The sequence below is a fragment of the Saccharothrix sp. CCNWYY140 genome, assembly GCF_037401995.1.
In the GTDB taxonomy this organism is placed as follows: domain Bacteria; phylum Actinomycetota; class Actinomycetes; order Mycobacteriales; family Pseudonocardiaceae; genus Actinosynnema.
The window spans coordinates 39056-63541 of sequence record NZ_JBBEGC010000020.1 but is presented as its reverse complement, the minus strand read 5'-3'; the positions used below and the strand labels follow the sequence as shown (position 1 = coordinate 63541).

The 24486-nt window shown below is 73.1% G+C and carries 21 protein-coding genes; 18 read left to right on the top strand and 3 right to left on the bottom strand.

Annotation, left to right across the window (positions count from 1 at the left end):
- The first annotated feature begins 101 nt into the window (after window positions 1–101).
- The 9 genes from WBN91_RS12985 to WBN91_RS12945 all read left to right on the top strand — a co-directional run bounded on the left by WBN91_RS12985 (window position 102) and on the right by WBN91_RS12945 (window position 7180).
- On the top strand, window positions 102–1352 hold the full coding sequence (locus WBN91_RS12985) for a hypothetical protein (protein WP_337723315.1): 1251 nt from the start codon (window positions 102–104) through the stop codon (window positions 1350–1352).
- 162 nt (window positions 1353–1514) lie between these two features.
- A complete protein-coding gene (locus WBN91_RS12980; protein WP_337723314.1) occupies window positions 1515–1979 on the top strand; it encodes a YbaB/EbfC family nucleoid-associated protein in 465 nt (154 codons plus the stop codon).
- Window positions 1979–2281 (top strand): type VII secretion target, encoded by a 303-nt coding sequence (locus tag WBN91_RS12975; protein WP_337723313.1) that lies wholly within the window; start codon window positions 1979–1981, stop codon window positions 2279–2281. Before WBN91_RS12980 ends, WBN91_RS12975 begins: the two co-directional genes overlap by 1 nt.
- Entirely contained in the window at window positions 2281–3705 is a 1425-nt protein-coding gene (locus tag WBN91_RS12970) for a WXG100 family type VII secretion target (RefSeq protein ID WP_337723312.1), read from the top strand. The genes WBN91_RS12975 and WBN91_RS12970 overlap by 1 nt, the downstream gene beginning before the upstream one ends.
- Window positions 3702–4034 (top strand): hypothetical protein, encoded by a 333-nt coding sequence (locus WBN91_RS12965; protein WP_337723311.1) that lies wholly within the window; start codon window positions 3702–3704, stop codon window positions 4032–4034. The genes WBN91_RS12970 and WBN91_RS12965 overlap by 4 nt, the downstream gene beginning before the upstream one ends.
- Window positions 4035–4238: 204 nt before the next feature.
- Window positions 4239–4649 carry a lycopene cyclase domain-containing protein gene (locus WBN91_RS12960; RefSeq protein ID WP_337723310.1) on the top strand — a complete coding sequence of 137 codons (411 nt, stop codon included), beginning with the start codon at window positions 4239–4241 and terminating at the stop codon, window positions 4647–4649.
- Window positions 4642–4959 carry a lycopene cyclase domain-containing protein gene (locus WBN91_RS12955; protein WP_337723309.1) on the top strand — a complete coding sequence of 106 codons (318 nt, stop codon included), beginning with the start codon at window positions 4642–4644 and terminating at the stop codon, window positions 4957–4959. The genes WBN91_RS12960 and WBN91_RS12955 overlap by 8 nt, the downstream gene beginning before the upstream one ends.
- A complete protein-coding gene (locus tag WBN91_RS12950; RefSeq protein WP_337723308.1) occupies window positions 4956–5663 on the top strand; it encodes a class I SAM-dependent methyltransferase in 708 nt (235 codons plus the stop codon). The genes WBN91_RS12955 and WBN91_RS12950 overlap by 4 nt, the downstream gene beginning before the upstream one ends.
- A complete protein-coding gene (locus WBN91_RS12945) occupies window positions 5663–7180 on the top strand; it encodes an FAD-dependent oxidoreductase (RefSeq protein ID WP_337723307.1) in 1518 nt (505 codons plus the stop codon). The genes WBN91_RS12950 and WBN91_RS12945 overlap by 1 nt, the downstream gene beginning before the upstream one ends.
- A 38-nt stretch (window positions 7181–7218) precedes the next feature.
- On the opposite strand, the gene WBN91_RS12940 is transcribed toward WBN91_RS12945, so the two are convergent.
- Together WBN91_RS12940 and WBN91_RS12935 are read right to left on the bottom strand one after the other, a co-directional pair.
- Window positions 7219–8181 (bottom strand): DUF5914 domain-containing protein, encoded by a 963-nt coding sequence (locus WBN91_RS12940; protein WP_337723306.1) that lies wholly within the window; start codon window positions 8179–8181, stop codon window positions 7219–7221.
- Between the two features lie 35 nt (window positions 8182–8216).
- Window positions 8217–9137 carry a phytoene/squalene synthase family protein gene (locus WBN91_RS12935; protein WP_337723353.1) on the bottom strand — a complete coding sequence of 307 codons (921 nt, stop codon included), beginning with the start codon at window positions 9135–9137 and terminating at the stop codon, window positions 8217–8219.
- Window positions 9138–9281: 144 nt separating this feature from the next.
- Between WBN91_RS12935 and WBN91_RS12930 the strand changes: the two genes are divergently transcribed.
- From WBN91_RS12930 to sbnA, 8 genes are all read left to right on the top strand, one after another.
- Window positions 9282–10385 (top strand): polyprenyl synthetase family protein, encoded by a 1104-nt coding sequence (locus WBN91_RS12930; RefSeq protein ID WP_337723305.1) that lies wholly within the window; start codon window positions 9282–9284, stop codon window positions 10383–10385.
- A gap of 5 nt (window positions 10386–10390) precedes the next feature.
- Window positions 10391–11830 carry a phytoene desaturase family protein gene (gene crtI / locus WBN91_RS12925; protein ID WP_337723304.1) on the top strand — a complete coding sequence of 480 codons (1440 nt, stop codon included), beginning with the start codon at window positions 10391–10393 and terminating at the stop codon, window positions 11828–11830.
- Between the two features lie 188 nt (window positions 11831–12018).
- Window positions 12019–13059 (top strand): pentapeptide repeat-containing protein, encoded by a 1041-nt coding sequence (locus tag WBN91_RS12920; protein WP_337723303.1) that lies wholly within the window; start codon window positions 12019–12021, stop codon window positions 13057–13059.
- Window positions 13060–13130: 71 nt separating this feature from the next.
- Complete coding sequence (locus tag WBN91_RS12915; RefSeq protein ID WP_337723302.1) at window positions 13131–13805, top strand: hypothetical protein; 675 nt, start codon at window positions 13131–13133, stop codon at window positions 13803–13805.
- Between the two features lie 93 nt (window positions 13806–13898).
- Window positions 13899–16079: a non-ribosomal peptide synthetase gene (locus tag WBN91_RS12910; RefSeq protein WP_337723301.1), complete on the top strand. Its 2181-nt coding sequence runs from the start codon at window positions 13899–13901 to the stop codon at window positions 16077–16079.
- Window positions 16076–17014, top strand: a complete 939-nt coding sequence (locus WBN91_RS12905; protein ID WP_337723299.1) for a TauD/TfdA family dioxygenase — start codon at window positions 16076–16078, stop codon at window positions 17012–17014. The genes WBN91_RS12910 and WBN91_RS12905 overlap by 4 nt, the downstream gene beginning before the upstream one ends.
- A complete protein-coding gene (gene sbnB, locus WBN91_RS12900) occupies window positions 17011–18042 on the top strand; it encodes a 2,3-diaminopropionate biosynthesis protein SbnB (RefSeq protein ID WP_337723298.1) in 1032 nt (343 codons plus the stop codon). The genes WBN91_RS12905 and sbnB overlap by 4 nt, the downstream gene beginning before the upstream one ends.
- A 10-nt stretch (window positions 18043–18052) precedes the next feature.
- Window positions 18053–18997 carry a 2,3-diaminopropionate biosynthesis protein SbnA gene (gene sbnA, locus WBN91_RS12895; protein WP_337723297.1) on the top strand — a complete coding sequence of 315 codons (945 nt, stop codon included), beginning with the start codon at window positions 18053–18055 and terminating at the stop codon, window positions 18995–18997.
- A gap of 54 nt (window positions 18998–19051) precedes the next feature.
- On the opposite strand, the gene WBN91_RS12890 is transcribed toward sbnA, so the two are convergent.
- Window positions 19052–20911: an AfsR/SARP family transcriptional regulator gene (locus tag WBN91_RS12890; protein ID WP_337723296.1), complete on the bottom strand. Its 1860-nt coding sequence runs from the start codon at window positions 20909–20911 to the stop codon at window positions 19052–19054.
- Between the two features lie 234 nt (window positions 20912–21145).
- Here WBN91_RS12890 and WBN91_RS12885 point away from each other — a divergent pair, with 234 nt between their 5' ends.
- Window positions 21146–24484 carry an amino acid adenylation domain-containing protein gene (locus WBN91_RS12885; protein WP_337723295.1) on the top strand — a complete coding sequence of 1113 codons (3339 nt, stop codon included), beginning with the start codon at window positions 21146–21148 and terminating at the stop codon, window positions 24482–24484.
- Window positions 24485–24486: the final 2 nt, after the last annotated feature.

The window sequence follows — 24486 nt, the reverse complement described above, 5'->3', positions numbered from 1 at the left end:
CGCTTCGACCCCACCGGGGCGCTCGACGGCGTCCCGGCATCGCCCAGCGTGCCGGCCACGGCGGGGACCTCTCCCCGGCGGTCGGGCTGAGACTGGCCGGCATGCGGGTACTCATCTCTGTTCTAGCCATCGTGGCCGCCGGGTGCACGGCGGCCGAACCGGCCGGGCCGCCGCCACCACCGCCACCGCCTCCGCCCACCCGGCAGCTGGTCGAGTGGTCGAACGTGGTGTGCACGCAGGTGAAGGCGATCGAGGAAGCCGGGACACCACCCGACTCCTCCTTCTCCTTCCACTCGGTCCTGGGCAGCATCGACAACGCGACGAGGGCGCTCAAGAAGGTGCCGCCGTCGGGGGTGGCCACGGCGGACGGGCACGTCGCCGGGCTGGTCACGGCGCTGGAAAACCTCCGGCCGCAGCTGCCGTCCGCCACCGACACCTCGCTGACGTCCGCGCCGGACGCCGAAGCGCGGGCGAAGCAGGTCGCGGAGCTGATCTCCGGTCTGGGACCGGTGCGGCAGCAGCTCGCCGGCGTCGTCGAGAACGCGCCCGAGCTGCACACCTCGTACAACCTGACACCCGCGTGCGAGCCCGTGCGGGCCGTGACGCTGCCCGAGCCCGCGCCGACGCGCGAGCTGGTGGTCTGGGCGGACAAGATGTGCGCGACCGTCACGTCGATCGGCGAACTGACCACCGACACCGCCGACCTCGCGGGCGAGGACCCCCGGTTCGCCTCGTTCGAGCTGGAGAGCTATGTCAGCACGACGAACTCGACGCTCGACAGTGCCGCGACGCAGATCGCAGACCTGACCACGACCGGCGTCAAGGAGGCGGACGCGTTCCGCGACACCCTGCTGACCGCGCTGCGGGACGAGGCGGCGAAACTGCCGACGAACCCGCCGCTCGGCACCGAGGGACCGGCCCTCCAGGAGCAGGTCGAGCTGGCCAAGGCCGCCGTCACCGCGGTCAAGCCGAAGGCCGAAGGGCTGCTCGCCGTCGTCGGACACGGCCCCGCACTCGCCGCTTCGCACGACCTCGCGCCATCGTGCGTGCCCCGTGACATCGCGGCGAAGCCGAAGCCGCCGCTGACCGCGCGCAACGGCACGGATCTGGCCGCCTGCAAGGCCGGTTCGTGCCAGGTCCTGGTCACCGGGAAGGCCGACATCACCGTGGGGGAGCTGACCGTCACGGTGTCGATCCGCGGCGGCAGGATGGTGCTCACCACCCCGTCCACCCGGATGTCGATCGGCCCGAACGGCATGGGGAAGATCGGCGTCGCGGGCGGGCCGAGCGTCGTGTTCGTGATGACCGAGGTGCAGGGCACGACGGCGGTGCTCGACATCAGCACCGAGTGAGGCGCAACGGCCGAACGCACGGGGCCGGCTGACGCGTTTCCCTTGCGCCGTATGCACATCCGCTGGTCCTGCCGAGTGAATCCCCTGCCGTATCAAGGACAGGGGAGCAACGCGGCGTGACCATGTCACGGCGGAGTGCCGATCGTCAGGGCAGGAGGCGCGATGGCGGACCCGATGGCGCACGTCGAGCGCATGGTCGACGACTGGGAGCGTGACGCCGATCGGAAAGCCGCGCGCTACCAGGAGATGGCGCGGGAGGCCGGGCAGATCTCGATCACCGCCTCGGCGGGCGACGGCGCGGTCACCGTGACGGTCGGCGCGAACGGCATTCCCACCCACGTGGCCATGACCGACGCGATCCGGCGGATGTCGCCGGACCGGGTCGCGGGTGCGGTGCTGGAGGCGATGCGGCGGGCGCAGGCGCAGTTCCCCGCACGGTTGGCCGAGGTCATGGGGCGCACGGTCGGCGAGGACTCCACCACGCGTTACCTGCTCGACCAGGCGCGCACCAGCTTTCCGCCACCGGTGGACGACCCGCCCGGCCGGGCGGCGCCGCCCCGCCGCCCGCCCGACGACGGCGACGACGGTGACTTCGGCGACCAGCGCTACCTGAGGCCGAACCGCTGATGGCGGGCTACGAGGTCCTCGTCGACGAGTTGGAGGCGCACCGGACGCGGCTGGCGGCGCTGGCCGACCGGATGCGCGAGGCGGTGGACGCGGCCCGCCAGGTCAGCATGAACGACGACGCGTACGGGGTGATCTGCCGGCCGTTCGCCATGATGCTGCAACCCTTCGAGGACAAGGGTGTCGACGCCCTCACCAGGGGCGCCGAATCGCTGGAGGACGTCGCGGAGGGCGTGCGGGAGACCGCGGCGACCTACTCCGCGCAGGAAGACGCCGAGGCCACGCGGTTCCGCGGGGACGCCTGATGGGCGGCGGCGACCTGGTCGCGCGGCCTAAGGACGACACTCCCGCCGTCACCGGCATCGGGTTGCTCGAGTCCGCCGGCGACCTGTCGAAGGGCGTCTCCGACGGCGACTGGGTGAGCGCCGGCCTGGGCGGGCTCGGCGTCGGGCTGGAGGTGCTCAGCCTGGTGGTCGACCCGATCGGGACGCTGGCCTCCTACGGCGTCTCGTGGCTCATCGAACACGTGCAGCCGCTCAAGGAGGCCCTGGACTGGCTCGCGGGCGATCCGCCGGTCATCCGGGCGTTCAGCGAGACGTGGGGCCGCGTGGCCGCCGCGGTCACCGCCATCGCGCAGGACTTCTCCGCCGAGGCCGCCGCCGGCACGGCGGGCTGGACGGGTCCGGCGGCCGACGCGTACCGCGGTCACGCCGCCGAGGTCGCGGACGCCCTCGCCGCCGCGGGCACGCTGGCCGACGGCATCTCCGCCGGTGTGATGCTCATGGGCGAGGTCGTGGCGTTCGTCCGCGAGACGGTGCGCGAGATCGTGGCCGAGCTGATCGGCAGGCTCATCGCCTGGGCGCTGGAGGCGGCGTGCACGCTGGGCGCGGCCACGCCGGTCATCGTCGGCCAGGCCGTGGCCGCGATCTCCCGCGTGGTCAAGCGGATCAGCGACCTGATCCGCCGCCTGGTCAAGACCATCGCCAACGTGGCCCCGCGCATCCGGGCCGTCGTCGCCAAGCTCGACGAGATCATCGCCAAGCTGGCCAAGCTGGGCCGACGCCCCACCCGTCCGGACACCCCGGCCACCCCTGACCCGGTGCACTCCGGCACTACCAAGCCGTCCGGTGTGGACGGTTCCACTAGCCCGTCCTCGGCGACCACGACACCGTCCCAAGCGCACGACACACCGGGTTCGTCGCCCCGCAAGCCGGACACCCCCGCCTCGGACACGACCACCCCGTCCGGAGCGTCACCGGGCACCAGGACGGCCTCCGCACCGGGCCTGCACCGACATGGTCAAGCGGACGACAACCGCCAACCCTGGCCGCCCGAACGGCGTGATCCGCAGTTGGAGTACACGCCGTACGGCGAGCTGGCCAGAACCGACCGGAACATCCGGCGGATCATGGAGAAGTACGGGATCCGGCTCGACCGCGGCGGTCGCCCGAGATCGGACAACTCGCTGCGCGGCGCGGACGGGTGGACGGAGCCACGGGGCCGCACCCGGGACATGCGCATCGGTCCGTCGGCTTTCGCCAACGAGGAGATGCTGGCCAGAACGCTCTACCACGAGAACGTGCACGTGCGGCAGATCAACGGCAACGGCGGCCGGGGGCCGGGCTCGATGCGCCAGTGGGACGAGTGGGAGAAGGCAGCACACGCGGCCGACCGGGCGTGGTGGCAGAATCACCCCCTCAACCCGGACCGGGCAGGAGGAGGGACATGAGCGCGATCCGACACGCCTCCTACGCGACCTGGGAAAAGGTGTACGGCGACTCCTACGAGGCCCTCCCCGCCCGCCCGTCCGCGCCCTGCCCCAACTGCGCCCACCACACCCTGCGGCTGGAATTCGTGGCGACCCCGGCCGACCGCACCGGCTACGCCGCGTTCTGGTGCGACACCTGCAAGTTCGGCATCACCACCTCACGCACCCACGTCCCGGCCGGCGTCCCCTTCCACCTGATGGGGACGCCGTGGTCGGAACTGGAAAAGGTCATCCCGGACTTCGTCCTGGTACAGCCCCCGGACGACCCGGACCCGCTCGACGAGGACTGAGGACGGTCGGGACGGGCGACACGACGGTCCCCGACACGGTCGAGGAGCGGGCCGCCAGGTTCCGCACCCTGCTCCGCCACGCCGCGGATCAGCCGGGCCAGCGCCTCCGCGGGCTCCAGCGGCCGGCCGGGGCGGTGGTCCTGGAGTTCACGGTCAGGGAAGCGGTGTCGGTTGCGGTGGGCCCAGCCCCTGGGGAAGCACGCGATGCCGGTCGTCATGCGGGAAGGCGCGTGGGGCCATACGGTCGGGAGGGGACGCGGGAACGGAGGTGGCGGTGTGGGGGATCGGTGGCAGTACCTGGGTGTCTTGTTGGGGTGTCTGCTGGTGACCTTGCCGTTGGAGTTCCTCGGGGCCGGGGTGTATCGGCGGGCGGCGGTGTTGGCTCGGGCGGTTTTGCCGGTGGTGGGGGTGTTTGCGGCCTGGGATGTCGTGGCCATTGCGCGGGGGCATTGGACGTTTGCCGAGGAGTTCACGCTGGGGGTGGTGTTGCCGGGTGGGATGCCGGTTGAGGAGGTGTTGTTCTTCGTGGTCGTGCCTGTGTGTGCGGTGTTGACCTACGAAGCCGTCTCCGGGATGGCCGCCCGGCTGGAGCGGGAGAGGGCCGTTCGTGGGTAGGGAGTACCTGGTGGCCGCGGTGGTGGCGGCTGTGGTGGTCGTGTTGTGGGAGTTGCTCGTCTTGCGCAGTGGGCTGTTCAGACGGCCCGCGTACTGGGTGACTATGGCGATCGTCTTCGCGTTCCAGGTGCCGGTGGACGGGTGGCTGACCAAGTTGTCCGCGCCGATCGTCCTGTACGCGCCGTGGACGATCAGCGGGGTTCGGGTGCCGTGGGACATACCCGTCGAGGACTTCCTGTTCGGCTTCGCGATGATCACGGCGACGCTGTTGCTGTGGCAGCGGGCGCGTGATCGCGAGGTCGCGGCGTGAAGAGGACTACGGCGGCTGATGTGGCGGGGGCGTTCGACGTTGCCGCGCGGGGTTACGACCTGCTGGTGGGTCTGAATCCGGGTTACCACGCGGCCCTGCGGCGGTCGGCGCGTGCCTTGGGGCTGCGGTCTGGGATGAGGGTGCTGGACCTCGGGTGCGGGACGGGCGCGTCCACGGCGGCGATCCTGTCGGTCGCGCCGGACGTGGAGGTCGTCGCCGTCGACGCCTCGGCGGGCATGATCGAGAGGGCGCGGGCGAAGCGGTGGCCGGGGTCGGTGCGGTTCGTCCACGCGCGCGCCGAGGAAGTCGCCGGGCTGGGGGAACCCTTCGACGCGGTGTTCGCCGCCTACCTGGTGCGCAACCTGCCTGAACCGGACCCGGCGCTAAGACGGATCCGCGGCCTGTTGCGGCCGGGAGGGCGGTTCGTGGCCCACGAGTACTCCGTGCGCGACTCCCCGGTGAGCACGGCCGTGTGGACCGCGTTGTGCTGGGGCGTGGTGATCCCGGCGGGGCGGCTGGTCACCGGCGACCACCGGCTCTACACCTACCTGTGGCGCAGCGCGCTGCGCTTCGACGGAGCCCGCGAGTTCCGCGACCGGTTGCGCCGCAACGGTTTCACCGGGGTGCGGAGCGCGCCCGTGCCGGGTCTGCAACTGGGTATGGTGCACACGTTCGTCGGCTACGCGCCGCAGGAGGGTGCTTGATGCGCGACCGCAGAGCCGTCCGCATCCCTGCCCCGGGTGGACGGGCGTCCTTCGACGGTGACGCGCCCGTGGTGGCCGTGGTGGGCGGCGGGATCGCCGGGTTGAGCGCGGCGACCGTGCTGGCCGAACGCGGGGCGCGGGTGGTGGTGTGCGAGCGCGAGGACCACCTCGGCGGCCGGGTCGGCGGCTGGGAGACCACGCTGGCCGACGGCAGCCGGGCCACGATGACCCGCGGTTTCCACGCGTTCTTCCGCCAGTACTACAACCTGCGGGCGCTGCTGGGCCGGGTCGAGCCGGAGCTGGTCGCCCTGCCCGACTACCCGTTGTGGCACCGGGGCGGGCACCGCGACGGGTTCGCCGGGCTGCCGCGCGCGTTGCCGTGGAACGCGCTGGCCTTCCTGTGGCGCAGCGAGACGTTCGCGTGGCGCGACCTGCCCGGCGTGGACGCGCGGGCGGCGCTGCGGCTGCTCGACGTGTCGGTGCCCGGGACCTACCACGAGCTGGACCACCTGGACGCGGCCGACTACCTGGGGCGCATCCGGTTCCCGCGACCCGCGCACGCGTTGGCGTTCGAGGTGTTCTCGCGCAGCTTCTTCGCGCACCCGAGCCGGATGTCGGCGGCGGAGCTGGCGACGATGTTCCACATCTACTTCCTCGGCTCGTCCGAGGGCCTGTTGTTCGACGTGCCCGCCGACCCGGTCCCGCACGGGTTGTGGAACCCGCTGGCCGCGTACCTGGAGGCGTTGGGGGCGGAGGTCCGGACCGGGACGCCGGTGCTGGAGGTCGCGCGTGGCGGACGGCGGAGGTTCGTGGTCCGCGTGGAGGGCGGCGCGGTCGAGGCGGACGCGGTGGTGCTGGCGGCGGACGTCCGCGGGCTGCGGGACCTGGTGACGTCCTCGGAGCTGGGCACGCCGGCGTGGCGGGCGGGCATCTCGCGGCTGGAGACCGCGCCGCCGTTCCTGGTGTCGCGGTACTGGCTGGACCGCCCGGTGGCGCGGCACCGGCCCGGGTTCGTCGGGACCAGCGGGTACGACCTGCTGGACAACGTCAGCGTGCTCGACCGGTACGAGCACGAGGCTCGGGCGTGGGCGGCGCGCACCGGCGGGTCGGTGGTGGAGCTGCACGCGTACGCGGTGCCGGAGGACGTCGGGGAGGCCGAGGCGCGCCGGCGGTTGCTGGACGCCCTGCACGAGGTCTACCCGGAGACCAAGGCCGCCGGGGTGGTGGACGAGCGGCACGAGCTGCGGGCGGACTGCCCGTTGTTCCCGCCCGGCGGGTTCGCCGACCGGCCCGGGGTGGGGACGCCGGAGGAGTTCCTGGTGCTGGCCGGGGACCTGGTCCGGGTGGACTTGCCGGTGGCGTTGATGGAACGGGCGGCCACGACCGGGTTCGCCGCCGCCAACCGGTTGTTGGGGCGGTGGGGCGTGGCCGGGACTCCTTTGTGGACGGTGCCGAACGGCGGACGCGGTGGGGTGTTGCGGGCGGTCGCGCGGAAGTGGGGCGTGAGCCCCGGCTAGCCGGCGTGGTCAGTCCAGCCCCGGCCGGCGTGACCGGGTCAGTCCGGCCAGCGGCCTGAAGTGCGCAGGGTGTAGCGGCGTTCCGCGTACGCCAAGTCATCGCGCCACAGGCGTTCGGCCGCCCACCTCATCACCGGGCGGATCAGGGGTGCGGCGGGACGGGTCAGGGCGAAACCCCTCCGCGTCGAGTGCGCCACCGTCGCCTCGATCACCGCCGTGCGGCCCGGATTCGTCGGCGTGGCATGGGTTTCCACCACACTGCCCACGCCCTCGCCCTCGACGATCCGCATCACCACCGTCCTCGGTTCGGGGCAGGTGAACTCCGCCACCACCGGCACACCCAGCCGGCCCGCCACCTTGAACGTCACCTCGACGGTGAACCGGTCGTCCACCTCCGTCGGGGTGTCCAGCACGCGCAGGTTGGCGAAGGAGTACGGGTGGAACCACGCCCCGTGCCACGGGTCCAGGCGGTTCGCCACCACGTCCTCCGGGTCGCACCGGCCCAGCAGGGTCGCCACCGCGTCGATCGAGCCGTGCGGCGGGCGTTCGGGCACCACGGGCAGCGGCAACGGGTCCTCGCCGCCCACCGCGTCCAGGCGCACCCACACCAGGACACCGTCGTCGTGCGCCGGATAAGGGCTCCACGCCCCGAAACGCTTGCCGTTCAACGCCAAACCGTGCCACCGGCACAGCAGTCGGCCGTCGTGCACCACGCCATCGGCCAGCGGTGCGCCCAGGTGTGGGCACGCGCCGGGACCCGCCGTCAGCGTGCCCGCGCCGTCCCGCCACAGCACGACCTCGCGGCCGGCGACCGTGCGGCCCAGCGGCCGGTCGGACCGGACGTCCCGGCTCGCCCCGACCACGAACCAGTTGCCCGACGGCCGGGCCTGGGCGCGTTTGAGCGCCGCCTCGATGAGCGCGGGCTTCGCGGCGGCCCACGTGGGCTCCTGCTGCGCCCACGGCCGGCTGCGGAACACCCGCAAGGGCAGTCGTGCGGCCATTTCCGACCTCCTCACCGATGCGTCGAGACCGTCGATCAGGCGGCCCGGGTCAGCGCGGCGCGCGCGAAGACCACCAGCCGCCGCCCCTTGGACACCGCGACCCGCCGACCCAGCACGTCGTGGTCGGCCTCCTCGATCAGGTCCAGGATGCGGCCGTAGAGCCGGTAGGCCGTCGCCACGCACGGGCGCGACCTCGGCGCGAGCATCCCCACCCCCGGCTCCGCCTGCCGGTAGACCGCCCGGGTGCGGGCGACCTGCTCGGCCAGGGCGCGCCGGACGCGCGGGTCGGTGCGGCCGGTGTCGCGGGACCACTGCAACAGTTCGCGGTCCACGCCGTGGGTCGCCAGTTCGTCGGCCGGCAGGTACACCCGGCCGCGGTCGAGGTCCTCGCCCACGTCGCGCAGGAAGTTGGTGAGCTGGAAGGCGATGCCCAGAGCGGCGGCGGCGGGTTCGGCCTCGGCGCGCGGCACGCTCGTGCCCAGCACCGGCAGCACCTGCAACCCGATGACCGCCGCCGAGCCGTGCACGTACCGGGCCAGGTCGTCGTAGGTGGCGTAGTCGGTGACCGTCAGGTCCATCCGCATGGACGCCATGAAGTCCCGGAAGTGCGCGGTGTCGATGTCGTGGCGGCGGATCGTGTCCAGCAGGGCGGCGATGATCGGGTCGTCGCTGCGGCTCTCGTCCAGGCCCGCGAACAGCCGTTCCTCCACAGTGGTCAGTTCCCGCGCCCGCTGCTCCGGGGTGCGTCCGTCGTGGACCTCGTCCACGATGTCGTCGGCCCACCGCGCGAACCCGTACAGGGCGTGCACGGCGGGCCGCTGCGCCGGCCGCAGCAGCCTGGTCGCCAGGAAGTACGTGCGGCCGTGCACCGCGTTGAGCTCGCGGCAGCGCCTATAGGCGTTGCGCAGCACAGGATCCACGATGCCCGCGGCATCGAGTTCACGCTCGACCGACATCCGCCGCCCAGTCCCTTCGCCGTCGTCGTGCACCACGCTAGGTCCGCCGGCGGCGGTCTGCATGACAGACGCCGCTGTCATGCAGACCCCAACCCGCGCTGGTTGACTCATCGGGGCCACACCCCGCGACGCGAGGAGACCACCATGACGCTGGCCGCCGACCACCACGTCGCCGGGGCGGCCACGTCCACCGCGGGGTTCACCGCGCGCCTGGACCGCGAACTGGACCGGTACCTGGTCGAGCGGTGCGCGTCGGGTCCGGCCGCCGAGGTCGCCGACGCGCTGACCGACCTCGTCCGGTCCGGCGGCAAGCGGCTGCGGCCCACCTTCGCCTGGTGGGGGTGGCTCGCGGCCGGTGGCGCGCCGGACGGGCCGGACGCCGATGCGGCGGTCCGCGCGTTCGTCGCGCTGGAGCTCCTCCAGTGCTGCGCCCTGGTGCACGACGACGTGATGGACCGCTCCGCGACCCGCCGTGGCCGGCCGACCGCGCACCGGGCGTTCGCCGCCGCGCACCGCCGGGCCCGCTGGGCGGGCGACCCCACCGCGTACGGCGACGCCGCGGCCATTCTGGTCGGTGACCTTGCGCTGGCGTGGGCCGACGACGCGTTGGTGACCGCGGGTCTGCCGGGCGACGCGTTGACCCGCGCGTGGACGCCGTGGCAGGCCATGCGCACCGAGATGATCGCCGGGCAGCACCTGGACCTGCTCGCCGTGGCGCGCCGCGAGGAGTCCCTGACCGAGACCCTGCGCGTGGCGCGCTACAAGACCGCCGCCTACACCGTCGAACGCCCCCTGCACCTGGGCGCGGCGCTGGCCGACGCCCCACTGCGCGCGGTCGCGGCCCTGCGGGCGTTCGGCCACGACATCGGCATCGCCTACCAGTTGCGCGACGACCTGCTCGGCGTGCTCGGCGACCCCTCGGTGACCGGCAAACCCGTGGGCGACGACCTGCGCGAGGGCAAGCGCACCCCGCTGGTGTCGATCGCCCTGACCCTGGCCCGCGACCTGCGCCGCGACGACGTCACCGCCCTGCTGCGGCGGTGCCTGGGCCGGCGGCGGGCGGACGACGACACCCTCGCCCGGGTCGTCGCGGCGCTGCACGAGATCGGCGCGGTGGCCGCCGTCGAGCACCAGATCGACGTGCTCACCGCGAGCGGCCTGCGGGCGCTGGACCACCCCGGGATCGACCCGGTGGCGCGCGACGAGCTGTCCCGGCTGGCCGCCCGCGCGACGACCCGGCCCCGGTGACGGCGATGGCACGCGGCGTGGGCGGGCGGGTCGAGTCCGTCGTGGTGGTCGGCGCGGGGCTGGCGGGGCTGTCCGCCGCGCTGCACCTGCGGGGCGCGGGGGTGGAGGTCACCGTCGTGGAGCGGCGGCCGGGTCCGGGCGGGGTGGCCGGGCGTCGGGAGGTCGCGGGGCACCACCTCGACACCGGCCCGACCGTGCTGACCATGCCCGAACTGCTGGAGGAGGCCCTGGCAGCGGTGGGGGAGCGCCTGTCCGACCGGCTGGAGCTGGTGCCGCTGCACCCGGCGTACCGGGCGGTGTTCGCGGATGGCGAGGCGCTGGACGTGCACACCGACGCCGAGGCGATGGAGCAGGCGGTGCGCGAGTTCGCCGGCGGTCGGGAGGCCGCGGGCTACCGGGCGTTGCGGTCGTGGCTGACCCGGTTGTACCGGGTGGAGCGCGACCGGTTCATCGGGGCTAACTTCGACGCGCCTTGGGACGTGCTGGGCCGCGACTTCGCCGCCTTGGTGGGGATGGGCGGTTTTCGTGCTTTGGACCCGATGATCGGCCGTTTCCTGCGTGACCCGCGTTTGCGGCGCGTGTTCACCTTTCAGTCGCTTTATGCCGGTGTGGCGCCACATCAGGCGCGTGCGGCTTATGCAGTGATCGCTTACATGGACACCGTGGCCGGCGTGTGGTTCCCGCGCGGCGGGATGCATGCGGTGCCCCAGGCGTTGGCCGCCGCCGCTGAGAACGCTGGTGTTCGCTTCCGCTACTCGACCGAGGTCACCGGCTACGAGCGCCGAGGCGCGCGGGTGGTCGCCGTGCGGACGCCCGATGAGCGGATTGCTTGCGACGCGGTGGTCACGACCGGCGCGCCCCGGCTGGCCCGTCCGGTTCGCTGGTCGCCGTCTGCGGTGGTCGCCCACCTGTCGACCGACGAGGTGTCCGAGGACCTGGCACACCACACCATCTCCTTCGGCGAGCGGTGGAAGGGGACGTTCCGGGAGATCATCGACGAGGGCGGGCTCATGTCGGACCCGTCCCTGCTGCTGACCACCCCGACCCTGACCGACCCGACCCTGGCCCCGCCGGGACGGCACCTGCACTACCTGCTGGCCCCGTGCCCGAACCTGGAATCGGCACCCCTGCGCTGGGACCTCTTCGGCCGCCGGTACGCGGAGGAGGTGGTGGACCACCTGGTAAAACGCAACCTGCTACCCACGACGGCCACACTCACCCACCTGTCCCTCACCACCCCGGACGACTGGGCACGCCAGGGCCACCCGGCCGGCACACCGTTCTCCCTGGCGCACACGGTCTTGCAGACCGGACCTTTCCGGCCGCGCAACCTGCCGGACCGGCGCGGCAACGTCGTGCTGGCCGGGGCGGCAACGACACCGGGCGTCGGCATCCCACCGGTGCTCATCTCGGGCCGTCTCGCGGCGCAGCGAGTGCTCGGGTAGGGCGTTCTTTGCCGTTGTGCGCCGGGGGATGGCTCGGGCGGTTGAGGATGGTCGGTATGAGTGGGCAATCGTTGCAGGTGAGTCGGGCGGTGTTGGGGTCGTCGTGGGTGGTGTGGGTGTGGCGAGGGGTGGCGGTGGTTTGTTTGGTTGCCGCTGCGGTGAGTGTGGCTCCCGGGTGGTGGGCGCAGGTGGTGGTGTCGGCGGCGCGGTATGGCGGGCGGTATTGGTTGGCGGTGGGGTTGACGCTGGTGGCTTTGGTGTTGGCGGTGGGAGGTCGGCGTCGGGCGGTGGTGAAGGCGCTGGGGCGGCGACCGCGTGTGCCGTGGATACCGCTTTCGGTTCATGTGGTGCTTCTGTTGGGGTTGACCGTGGTGGCGGCCGGTGCTGTGGGGGTGCTGCTGTGGGCTGTGCTGGGAAAACCGATCGGCGGTGTGTCGGGGTGGAGTGTTCAAGAGCGGCTGGAGGCGGTGAAGGTCCTGCTTGCGGGTGTGGGTGGGGCTGGGGCCGTGGTCGCGTTGACTGTCGCTTACCGGCGGCAGCGGCTGAACGAGGTGGAGGCCTACCGCGAGGACGCCAAGGTCCTGCTGGACCGCTTCGGCAAGGCCGCCGAGTTGCTCGGATCGCCTGATGCCGCCGTCCGGACCGCCGGTGTGTACGCGCTCGGTGCTCTGGCCAATGATGCGTCGGAGGCGCGCCAAGGCTGTATCGACGTGCTCTGTGCCTACCTGCGTCAGCCGTATACGCCCGTAGGGCCTGGTACGGAGGACTCTGAGGTAGCGACTCGGGATCCGAGGCAGGAGCGGTTGGTCCGGATCGCCGTTGTCCGGCTTATCCGGGACAACCTCCACCTGCCCGACCACGATCCGCGTACCTGGCGGGGCCACGACTTCGACTTCACCGGCGCCGTTTTCGACGGCGGCGACTTCGCCGGCGCGACCTTCACCGGCGCCGGTGTCGTCAGATTCGCCGATGCCACGATCATCGGGCAGTTGTCCTTCGCGGGTGCGACGTTCGCCGGCGGGACCGTGTCGTTCGACGGTGCCCGGTTCGTCGACGGCGGGATCTCGCTCGACGGGGCCAGGTTCAGCGGAGGCAAGGTCGACCTGTCGAAGGTCGATCCGGCTCATCCGCCCGCGATGTCCGACCTGTGGCCATCGGGCACCCGGAGGCCCGCCGGCCTGCGATTACCGCTGGGGGACGAACTCGGCAACGATTCCCCGGCACGGTGAGGCGCATGCGTCGGGGGCAACCCCGGCGCAACGTTCCGGCCGGTTCGAGCGACCATTTCAGCATGAGAAGCATGAGGGGGATCGTGCTCGCCGCCGCCTTGCTCACGGCGTGCACCAGCCAGGCGCCCTTCGCGACCCCAGCGTCCACGACCCAGGCGCCCACCACCACCGCACCCACCACGACGTCGACCCAGCCCGTCGCGGAGCAGATGCCGAAGTGGGTGGAGCAGGCGGCTATTCCTCGGGATGGGATGGCTGACTACGGGTTTGCCGCGCCCACCGAGCAGGAGTACCGGTCGGACTGGATGTTGATGCCCTGCATGGTCGTCCCGCCCGCGCTGGAGAGTTACACGAATTCGCTGCACCGCAAGTGGGCCGGGGATCGGGTTGACCTGCGGCACACCGTGGTGGCGTTCGAGAAGTTCACCGGGGTGCAGTTCATCGAGCAGCTCAAGGCCGAAACCGCCTCCTGCACCGACTGGGAGTACGACAACGGCCAGCGGTACGACATGCGGCTGGACGTGCCTGTGCGGGAGCCGGAAGGTCTCCAAGGCGTGGAGGCGTTCTACGGGTTCTGCGTGGACACGGTGGAGGAGACCGGGCCTGCCCGTCGATGTGTCGCGTTCCTTGCCCGCGGCAACGTTGTCTCCAGCCTGTACGTCATCCAGCGCACCGAGCCCCTCACCGCCTCGCTCGACAAGCTGTACGAACTGCTGCCCCGGGCCGTGCAGCACCTGACGACCTAGCGCCGAGCGGGGGGAAAATCGCGCGATAAGGGTTGGAAAACCGCCGCACCTAGTGTTGGCCGGGTCTGAATTCCGGCTGTGTGCGGAGGGAATGTGGAACTCGGCAGCCATGTGGTGGACCTCCCCGCCGGGCTCGCGGCGGTGCCGCCGCACCTGGCGTTGGCGGCCCACCTGCGGGTGCAGGGCGCGCTCAGCGGTGATCCCGCGGTGCTGACCGGCTACGTGCCGCAGGTCGGGGGTGCGCCGCTCGGGCGGCGGGTGGTGTTGGCGGAGCAGAGCTGGGAGGAGCTGGCGGGCGCGGCCGTGGTGGAGCGGGACCGGGGGTTTCCGCATGTGTTCGACCACGGGCCGTTGCCCGCCCCGGACCTGTCCGGTGACGTGGCGCTGTGGGTGTGCCTGGGAGACCGGCTGCGGCTGGACTACCGGACCGACGTCTACGGGTACGACCAGATCCACCGGATGGCCGGGTACTACCTCACCGCCCTGCGGGCGGCGGTCGAAGCACCCTCGGAAGTGCACGACCTCCGGTCCCTGCTGACGCCCGAGGAGCTGCGGTTCCAGGTCGAGGTGTTGGCCGGGCCGGTGGTGGAAGTGCCGTGGCAGGGGTTCGCGGAGTTGTTCGAGGCGCAGGTCGAGCGGGTGCCCGACGACGTGGCGGTGGTGTGCGGCACCCGGCGGTGGACCTACGCGCAGCTCGACCGCCGGGCCAACGGGATCGCGCACGCGCTGCTGGACCGCGGGCTCCGCGCCGGGGACGTCGTCGCCGTGGTGCTGGAGCGCGACCTGGAGTGGGCCGCGTGCGTGGTGGCGCTGCTGAAGACCGGGCTGGTCTACCTGCCGGTCGAACCGGGCTTCCCCGCGGAGCGGGTGGCCTTCATGACCTCGCGGGCCGGCGCCGCGCTGGTGATCACCGAGCCGCGGCACACGGCGGTTGCCGGCGTGGACGCGCCGGTGGCGTTCGTCGGCGAACTCGACGGGGACCCGGCCGCTCCCGGCGTCGTGGTGGGGCCGGACCAGGCCGCGTACATCTACTTCACCTCCGGTTCCACCGGCGAGCCCAAGGGCGCGGTCTGCGAGCACGCGGGCATGGTGAACCACCTGTTCGCGAAGATCGAGGACCTCGGAGTCCGCGCCGGCGACACGGTGGCCCAGGTCGCCTCGCAGTGCTTCGACATCTCGCTGTGGCAGCTGGTGTCCGCGTGGCTGGTCGGCGGCCGGACGCTGATCGTCGAGCAGCCGGTCGTGCTCGACGTCGACCGGTTCGCCGCACTGGTCGGCGCGGAGGTGGACATCCTCCAGGTGGTGCCCTCCTACCTCGAACTGCTGCTGCACAAGGGCAGCGTGCTGGACCGGCCCCGCCGCGTCAGCGTCACCGGCGAGCCGCTCAAGGCGGGCCTGGCGCACCGGTGGTTCGCCGCCTACCCGGACAAGGCCCTGGTCAACGCCTACGGCCTGACCGAGACGTGCGACGACACCAACCACGAGGTCATGCACGCCCCGCCGGACGGGCCGGTGTCGCTGGGGCGGCCGGTGCGCAACGTCCGGATCGCCGTGGTGGACCGGCACCTCAACCGCGTGCCGTTCGGCGCGCCGGGCGAGATCGTGTTCTCCGGCGTGTGCGTCGGGCGCGGCTACGTCAACGACCCGGAACGCACCCGGCTCGCGTTCCTGCCCGACCCGGAGCACCCGGGCGGGCGCCGGTACCGCTCGGGCGACTTCGGCCGCTGGTCGCCGGACGGGAAGCTGGAGTTCCTGGGCCGCCGTGACGCGCAGACCAAGATCCGGGGCTTCCGCGTGGAACTGGGCGAGGTGGAGAACCACCTCCTGCGGATCCCCAGCGTGCGGGACGCGGCCGTCGTCGTGGTGGACCAGACCCTGGTCGCCTTCCACACCGGTGACGCCGTGGACGTCCGCGCCGCGCTCGCCGACGCCCTGCCCGACTACATGGTGCCCTCACGGGTGCACCGGCTGGACGCGCTTCCGTTGACGCACAACGGAAAGGTGGACAAGCGCGCCTTGGTCGAGCCGGCGGACGCCGTAGTGGCCGCGCCGACCACGCCCACGGAGCGGTGGATCACCGGGGCGTGGGCGGAGGTGCTGGGCGTGCCGGTCGAGTCGGTCGGGCGCGACGACGACTTCTTCGCCCGCGGCACGTCCCTGTCGGCGGTGCGGTTGGTGCTCAAGCTGGACCGGGTCGTGACGCACGAGGACGTCGCCAAGCACCCGGTGCTGGCCGACCTCGCCGCCCTGGTGGACGCGCGGAGGACGTCGTGACCGCGGACCTGGTGCTGCGGCCGGGACAACCGCCCGTCCTCGACGCCGAGCCGGCGGTCGAGTGGGTCGCCGAGCACGAGCACGCCGTGCGGGCCGCCGTCGCCGAGCACGGGGCGGTGCTCGTGCGCGGCCTGCGCCTGACTGACCTGGACGACGTGCGCCGGGTCGCCGCCACCCTCGTCCAGCGGCCCGTGCGGGAACGGCAGGGTTTCGCGGCCCGCGAGTGGTACGGCGACGGACTGCACTCCTCGGCGCTGTGGCCCGCCACCGACGTGATGTGCATGCACCACGAACTGAGCCACCTGGCCACGCCGCCGGGCACGCTGCTCATGGCGTGCCTGGTGGCGCCGGACTCCGGCGGGGCCACCGGCGTCGCGGACGGCGCGGCGGTGCTCGACGCCCTGCCCGCCGACCTCGTGGCCCGCTTCGCCGAGCACGGGTGGCTGCTGGAGCGCAACTACCAGCCCGAGTTCGGCCTGTCCTGGCGCGAGGCGTTCGGCACCGACGACCGCGGGCTGGTCGAGGAGGAACTGCGGCGCGAGGGCGCCGAGTGGGAGTGGTCGGGGACCGACGTGCTGCGGACCCGCCAGCGGCGGCCCGCCGTGGTGCGCCACCCGGTCGACGGCCGCCGCCTGTGGTTCAACCAGGTCGCGTTCCTCAGCGAGTGGACGCTGGACCCCGACATCCGGTCCTACCTGCTGGAGGTGGCCGACGGGCTGCCGCTGAACACCCGCTACGGCGACGGCGAGCCGCTGACCGCCGACGTGGTGCACCTGCTCAACAAGACCTACGAGGCGTGCACGAAGGCCACGCCTTGGCAAGAGGGGGATCTGCTGGTGCTGGACAACATCCGCACGGCGCACAGCCGCGAGCCCTACCGGGGCGACCGGCGCGTCGTGGTGACCCTGGGCGACCCGGTCGAGGTGGGCGCATGACCCCGCGGTTCGCGGTGCTGCCCGGCGACCTCGTGCACCGCACGCTCGCCGGCGCGGAGAAGTCGGTGGTGTCGCTGGTCGAGGACGCCTACCGCCTGCACGGCGAGGGCCGGACGGTGAACCCGCCGTCGTACTTCCTGCGCTTCCCGGACCGGCCGAGCGCGCGCATCATCGCGCTGCCCGCGTCGCTGGGCGGCCAGGCCCCGGTCGACGGCCTGAAGTGGATCTCCAGCTTCCCGGACAACGTCCGCTCCGGCCTGCCGCGCGCGTCGGCGGTGCTGATCCTCAACGACCCGGAGACCGGCTACCCGTTCGCCTGCCTGGAGAGCTCGATCATCAGCGCCGTGCGCACGGCGGCGTCGGCGGCGCTGGCGGCCGACGTGCTCAACCGCGACCGCGAGCGGCCCACCCGGGTCGGGTTCGTGGGGTGCGGGCTGATCGCCCGGTACGTCCACACCTACCTTTCGGCCGGGGTCGGCTGGCGGTTCGAGGAGATCGGGCTGCACGACCTGTCCGCCGACCACGCCCGCCAGTTCGCCGACTACCTGGACCGCTCCGGCGCGGACTGCCCGGTGGTGGTGCACGAGACCGCCGAGGACCTGGTGCGCTCCTGCGACCTCGTGGTGTTCGCGACCGTCGCGGCCACCCCGCACGTCACCGACCCGGCGTGGTTCGCGCACCACCCGCAGGTGCTGCACCTGTCGCTGCGCGACCTGTCGCAAGAGGTCGTGCTGGCCTCGACCAACGTCGTGGACGACGTCGAGCACGTGCTCAAGGCGGGCACCTCGGTGCACCTGGCGGAGCAGCGGGTGGGCCACCGCGACTTCCTGCACGGCACGCTGCACGACGTGCTGACCGGCGCGGTCGACCCGCCGCGCGACCGCCCGCTGGTGTTCTCGCCGTTCGGGCTGGGCGTGCTGGACCTGGCCGTCGGCCTGCACGTCTACCGGGAGGTCGAGCGCGCGGGCGACCTGCCGGTGGTGGACGGGTTCTTCCACGAGCTGCGCCGCTACGGCGCGGCGACGTGAGGCCGGCGGGATGCCGGTCATCTCGGCCCCGCAGGACTACCACGAGGACGACCTGTTCATCGACCTCACCGGTGACCTCGGGCTCTACCTGAAGTGCGAGGGCTTCAACTTCGCGGGCTCGATCAAGCTCAAGGCGGCGGCGGCGATGGTCGCCGCCGCCGAGCGGGACGGCGTCCTGCGACCGGGTTCGGTGATCGTCGAGTCCTCGTCGGGCAACCTCGGTGTGGCGCTGGCGGTGCTGGCCGCCGACCGCGGCTACGACTTCGTGTGCGTCACCGACACGCGGTGCAACCCGGCGACCGTCCGGCTGATCGAGGCGATGGGCAGCCGGGTGCACGTGGTCACCGAACCGGACCCGGTGGACGGCTACCTCGGCGCGCGGCTGCGGCACGTCCGCGAGCTGTGCCGGTCGGACCCGCGGCACGTGTGGCTCAACCAGTACGAGAGCGAGGCGAACTGGCGGGCGCACTACGGCAGGACCGCGCCCGCCATCGCCGCCCGGTTCCCCGCGCTGGAGGTGCTGTTCGTCGGCGCCGGCACGACCGGGACGCTCATGGGCTGCGCGCGCTGGTTCCACCGGTGGCGGCCCGGTGTGGCGGTGGTGGCGGTGGACTCGGTCGGGTCGGTCACCTTCGGCGGTCCGCCGTCGATGCGCTGGATCCCCGGCCTTGGCGCGGGCGTGCGCCCGCCGCTGCTCGACGAGTCCGAAGTGGACGACGTGGTGATGGTGCCGGAGGCGGACGCCATCGACATGTGCCACCGGTTGGCCCGCAGGGGTTTCGTCCTCGGCGGCTCGACCGGGACCGTGGTCTCCGGCGCCGCGCGGTGGCTGGACGAGCGGGGGCCGCGCACGGCGGTCGCCATCTCGCCCGACCTCGGCGACCGGTACGTGGACACCGTCTACCAGCCGTCCTGGGTGCGTGGTGTGGTCGACCAGCTCGACGGGGTGCGCTGAAGAAGACGAACGCCGCCCGCGACACGGTGTCGCGGGCGGCGTTCGCGCATCCGGCTATCCGGCCGCCGGCATCGCGCACGCCGCGACGTCGACCGGCGCGCTCGCGGTCAACCAGCCCTGCACGTTCGCCGGCGGGAGGGCGGGCGCCACGGAGTCCAGGAACGCCTGCCGGACGTCCGCCGGGTCCTCCAGCAGGGCGCGCTCGCGCCCGAACAGCCGTGCCAGCCCGGTGAGCCGGTAGTGGCCGTCACCGACGCGCAGCAGGTGCGCGTCGACCAGTTCCTCCACGAGGCACTCGGCGTCGTACCCATCAGCGTCCACAGTGGACTCCACGGCCCACTCCGGTAAGTGCGGCGTCCACAGCAGGCACGCCCGGCGGAACATCGCCGCCGCCCGCTCGCCCAGCCGGTCGTAGCTCGCGGCGAACACCGAGCGCACCGCGTCCTCCACGCCGCCCAGGCGGCGCAGCCGCGCGCCGTCGTCGCACAGCTTGGCCGCGAGGTCGTGCGCCGACCAGTGCGGCTTCGAGGCGAACAGCGCCGCCGCGCCGCGCAGCGCCAGCGGCAGGTCGTCGCACAGCTCCGCGATGCGGCCCAGCACCACCTCCGACGAGGTCCGGCCCGACACGTCCACCAGCACCCGCACCGAGTCCGCCCGCGCCAGCTCCTCCAGGTGCAGGGCCAGGCCGCCGGCCGCCGCCGCGCCGAGGCGCCGCCTGCTGGTCACCACGACCAGCGGACCGTCCTCGCCCGGCAGCAGCGGCTGGACCTGCGCGAAGGACTCGGCGTCGTCCAGCACGACCAGCATCCGCCGCCCGTGGGCGGTGCTGCGGAACAGCGCCGTCCGCTCGGTGGTGCTGTCGGGCACGTGCGCCGCCGGCACGCCCAGCGCCCGCAGGAACCCGGCCAGCACCTCGCGCGGCGCGGCCGGACCGTCCGGGTGGTGCGCCCGCAGGTCGGCGAACAGCTGCCCGTCGGGGTAGCGCTCCGCCACCCGCCTGCCCCACTGGACCGCGAGCTCGGTCTTGCCCACGCCGGGCGGCCCGCTGATCGCCACCACCGGCAGCGACGGGCACCGGGTCACCGCGAACCGGTCCAGCGCCGCGAGTTCGCCCTCGCGGCCGAACAGGGTCGCGATGCGCGGCGGCAGCTGCGCCGGCGTGCGCTCCACCGGGGCCGCCGCCAGCGCGGCCAGCGCCGGGTCGTCCCGCAGGATCGCGTTGTGCAGGCGTTGCAGCTCCGGTCCGGGCTCCAGGCCGTGCTCCTCGATGGACTGGTGCCGGCCGCGCCGGAACGCGTCCAGCGCCTCCGCCCGCCGGCCCGACCGGTACAGGGCGAGCATGAGCAGGCCCCGGCTCTTCTCCCGCGACGGGTTGTCCGCCACCAGGGCGGTCAGCTCGCCGACGAGCTCGTGGTGCTGCCCGCCGTGCAGGCGCAGTTCGAGCAGCTGTTCCAAGGCGGACAGGCGCAGTTCCTCCACCCGTGCCCGGTGCGCCGCCACGTGGCGGCCCGGGACGTCGGCCAGCAGCGGACCCCGGAACAGCGCGAGCGCCTGTTCCAGGGTCGCCTCGGCCGCCGCGGGCTCGCGCCGCCGCAGCTGGTCGCGCGAGCGCGCCACCAGGGCCTCGAAGTCGACCAGGTCGACCCGGTGGCCGGTGGCGCACAGGCGGTAGCCCGGCGCGGCGGTGGCGATCACCTCGCCGGGCCACCCGGCGGCGCGGAAGGCCTTGCGCAGCGCCGCGACGCAGATGGCGATCTGCGTGCGGGCGGTGGCGGGCGGGTTGCCGTCCCACACCGCGTCGGCGATGTGGTCGATCGGCACCACCCGGTCCGCGGACAACAGCAGCACGGCGAGCACGGCTCGGTGCCGTGGCGCGCCCAGGGGCACCTGACGACCCCCGAAGCTCGATTCCACCGTGCCCAACACTCTGAATTCGACGTTCTGATCCAAGTCGGCCCCCCGGCTCGTTGAATCGGCTGCCGCCCGAGATGAGGGCGAGCGGCCACGCGATCGCGGTCACCTTAACCCACGCCCCCGACGGCGGAAGCGGTTTCCCCGCGCCGACCGACGGGTAGGTTCGCGCGGCTCCCGCACGGGCGAAAACAGCGTGAATATCGGATGGAAAAGACCGGTGCCTAGGTTGACAGCGTGCTGGACAAGGCGAGTGCACCGACCACACCGGTGGTCCCGCGACCGGGGACGACGGTCGTCGAACTATTCCGCCGGCAGGTGTCGGCGAACCCCGCCGCCGCGGCGTTGCTTTCCGACGGCGGCGTTGTTTCCTATCGCGAGTTGGAAGACCGCTCGAATCGTCTCGCGCGTTATCTGCGCTCGCGCGGAGCGGGACCGGGCACGCGCGTGGCGGTGGAGCTGCCGAGGTCGGTCGACCTCGTCGTGGCGTTGCTGGCGGCGCAGAAGGCGGGCGCGGCCTACGTGCCGGTCGACCCGGGTTACCCGGCCGAGCGCCGCGCGTACGTGCTCGACGACGTCGAGGCGGTCGCCGTGGTGGACGCCGCGACCCTGGCCGACCCGGCCGTGGCGGAGTTCCCCGCCGAAGACCTGCCCGATGGCGTCGAAGCGGACGACCCGCTCTACATCCTGCACACCTCGGGGTCCACCGGGCGGCCCAAGGGCGTCGTAGTCCCGGTGCGCGCGGTGGTGAACTTCCTGCTGGGCATGCAGGACCTGTTCGACCTCGGTCCGGGTGACCGGCTGCTCGCGGTGACCACGCCGTCGTTCGACATCTCCGTGCTGGAGGTCTACCTGCCGCTGGTGACCGGCGCCTCGGTGGTGATCGCGGGCGACACCCGCGACCCGGCCTCGGTGGCCGCCGCCGTCCGCGCGCACGGCGTGACCCACCTCCAGGCGACGCCGTCGCTGTGGCGGTCGCTGGTCGCCGCGGTGCCCGACGCGGTGCGGGGCCTGCGGATGCTGGTCGGCGGCGAGGCGCTGCCTCCCGCGCTCGCCGAGCGCATGGTCGAGCTGGGCGCGAGCGTGCACAACTTGTACGGCCCCACCGAGACCACCGTCTGGTCCACCGCCGACCGGGTCCGCGCCGGGGAGGCGCCGACCATCGGCACGCCCATCCGCGGCACGTCCCTGCACGTCCTGGACGAGCGGATGGAGCCGGTGCCCGACGGCGAGCCGGGCGAGCTGCACATCGGCGGCGCCGGCGTGGCGCTGGGCTACTGGCGGCGGCCGGAGCTGACCGAGCAGAGGTTCCCGACCTGGCGCGGCCTGCGCGTGTACCGGACCGGCGACCTCGTGCGGCGGCGCCCGGACGGCCGGCTGGACTACCTCGGCCGCACCGACGACCAGGTCAAGGTGCGCGGGTTCCGGGTCGAGCCCGGCGAGGTGGAGGCCGCGCTGGCCGCGCACCCGGACGTGGACCGGGCCGCGGTGACCGCCCGCGCCGACACCGAGGGGTTCACGCGGCTCGTCGGCTACGTCGTGCCGGCGGTCGCGGACCTCGACCTCGCGGCCGTCCGCGCCCATGCCGCCGCCACGCTGCCCGCCCACATGGTCCCGTCGATCCTGGTGCCGGTGGACGACTTCCCGTTGACCCCCAACGGGAAGCTCGACCGCAAGGCCCTGCCCGACCCGGTGGCGCGCGCGACCGGCGGCCGACGACCGGCCACCGAGCGGGAAGCGGTGCTGTGCGCGTTGTTCGCCGACCTGCTGGGCCGGCCGGAGGCGGCGGCCGACGACGACTTCTTCGAGCTGGGCGGGCACTCGCTGCTGGCCGCCCGGCTGGTCACCGGCATCCGGGCGCGACTGGGCGTGGAGGTCCCGGTGAGCGCGGTGTTCGAGCACCCGACCGCCGAAGCCCTGGCGGCCCACCTCGGAACGGTGACCGCGCCGCCGCGCCCGCCCGTGCGCCGGGTGGACGCGCCGTGGACACCGCTGTCGCCGGTGCAGCGGGGGTTGTGGCTGCTCAACCGGTTCGAGGAGCCGAGCGCGCAGTACAACGTCCCGCTGGTGCTGCGGCTGACCGGCGCGCTGGACGTGCCCGCGCTGGCGGCGGCGCTGGTCGACGTGGTCGCGCGCCACGAGGTGCTGCGGACCTCCTACCCGGAGGTGGACGGCGAACCCCGGCAGGTCGTCGGACCGGTGCCGGAGCCGTCCCTGGTCGCGGTGGACACCGCGGACCTGGACGCAGCCCTGGCGGCCGAGGCGTCGCAGCCCTTCGACATCGAGGCCGCACCGCCGTGGCGGGCCGCGCTGCACCGGGTCGCGCCCGACGAGCACGTGCTGCACCTGGTCGTGCACCACATCGCGTGCGACGGGTGGTCGGTGCGGCCGTTGGTGGAAGGTCTGGCGCACGCCTACCGGGCGCGGCTGGGCGGTGCCGCGCCGCAGTGGCCCGAAGCGATCCGCTACTCCGATTTCACCGCGTGGCAACAGGAACTGCTCGACAGCGGGGTGGGTCGGGAGCAGGAGGCGTTCTGGGTGGACGCCCTGCGCGGCCTCCCGGCGGTGCTCGACCTGCCCGCGCTGGGCCGGCGGCCGGCCGTGCGGCAGCCCCGCGCCGGCGTGCGGGAGGTGCGGATCGGGGCCGAAGTGCACGCCCGTGCGGTCGACCTGGCCCGCAGGACCGGCACGACCGTGTTCATGGTGCTGCAAGCCGCGTTGTCGGCGGTGTTGACCCGCTGCGGCGCGGGCGGGGACGTGCCGATCGGCTGCCCGGTCGCGGGCCGCTCCGACGACGCCCTGGACGGGGTGGTCGGGCACTTCGTCAACACGGTGGTGCTGCGCGCGGACACCTCGGGCGATCCGACGTTCTCCGACCTACTGGCCCGGGTGCGCGCGGCCGACTTGGCGGCGTTCGCCCACCAGGACCTCCCGTTCGAGCACGTGGTGCGGGCGCTGAACCCGCCGCGGTCGCCGGTGCATCACCCGCTGTTCCAGGTGATGCTGACACTGCACAACCAACAACCGCCCACGGCGGATCTACCGGGCCTGGCGCTGTCGGTCACCGAACCGCAACCAGAAGTGTCCAAAGTAGACATAGAATTCGAGTTGCGCGAGGTCTTCGCTGACGACGGCGCTCCCGCCGGGATCACCGGCGAACTGGTGCACGCGCTGGACTTCGTGGCGGAGCACTCGGCGGAAGGCCTGATCGCCGCGTTCAGCGCGGCGCTGGACCGCGTCACGCGAGACCCCGACGTCCGGATCAGCGCGCTGGAAGCCCCCGAGCTCCCGGCGGACGACGGTCCACTCCAGACCGAAGGCACGGCCGAACGGGTCGCTGATGCGCGGGAAGCCGAGCTGGCGGCGCTGTTCGCCGAGGTGCTGGGCGTCGACGAGCTCGGCGTGGACGACGACTTCTTCGAGCTGGGTGGGCAGTCGTTGACCGCCGTGCGCCTGATGGGCCGCGTGCGCGCCGCCTTCGCCGTGCAGCTGCCGATGCGGGTGTTCCTGGAGCAGCCGACCGTGGCCGGCGTGCTGGCGCGCTTGTCCTTGGCGGAGAAGGAAAAAGTCCGATAACG

Excerpts from the sequence above, each read along its gene's own strand:
- WBN91_RS12915 (WP_337723302.1), top strand. The coding sequence starts at position 13,131 with ATGAGGGGGATCGTGCTCGCCGCCGCCTTGCTCACGGCGTGCACCAGC.
- WBN91_RS12965 (WP_337723311.1), top strand. The coding sequence starts at position 3,702 with ATGAGCGCGATCCGACACGCCTCCTACGCGACCTGGGAAAAGGTGTAC.
- WBN91_RS12960 (WP_337723310.1), top strand. The coding sequence starts at position 4,239 with ATGCCGGTCGTCATGCGGGAAGGCGCGTGGGGCCATACGGTCGGGAGG.
- WBN91_RS12940 (WP_337723306.1), bottom strand. The coding sequence starts at position 8,181 with ATGGCCGCACGACTGCCCTTGCGGGTGTTCCGCAGCCGGCCGTGGGCG.
- crtI (WP_337723304.1), top strand. The coding sequence starts at position 10,391 with ATGGCACGCGGCGTGGGCGGGCGGGTCGAGTCCGTCGTGGTGGTCGGC.
- WBN91_RS12935 (WP_337723353.1), bottom strand. The coding sequence starts at position 9,137 with ATGTCGGTCGAGCGTGAACTCGATGCCGCGGGCATCGTGGATCCTGTG.
- WBN91_RS12930 (WP_337723305.1), top strand. The coding sequence starts at position 9,282 with ATGACGCTGGCCGCCGACCACCACGTCGCCGGGGCGGCCACGTCCACC.
- WBN91_RS12945 (WP_337723307.1), top strand. The coding sequence starts at position 5,663 with ATGCGCGACCGCAGAGCCGTCCGCATCCCTGCCCCGGGTGGACGGGCG.
- WBN91_RS12985 (WP_337723315.1), top strand. The coding sequence starts at position 102 with ATGCGGGTACTCATCTCTGTTCTAGCCATCGTGGCCGCCGGGTGCACG.
- WBN91_RS12975 (WP_337723313.1), top strand. The coding sequence starts at position 1,979 with ATGGCGGGCTACGAGGTCCTCGTCGACGAGTTGGAGGCGCACCGGACG.
- WBN91_RS12970 (WP_337723312.1), top strand. The coding sequence starts at position 2,281 with ATGGGCGGCGGCGACCTGGTCGCGCGGCCTAAGGACGACACTCCCGCC.
- sbnA (WP_337723297.1), top strand. The coding sequence starts at position 18,053 with ATGCCGGTCATCTCGGCCCCGCAGGACTACCACGAGGACGACCTGTTC.
- WBN91_RS12980 (WP_337723314.1), top strand. The coding sequence starts at position 1,515 with ATGGCGGACCCGATGGCGCACGTCGAGCGCATGGTCGACGACTGGGAG.
- sbnB (WP_337723298.1), top strand. The coding sequence starts at position 17,011 with ATGACCCCGCGGTTCGCGGTGCTGCCCGGCGACCTCGTGCACCGCACG.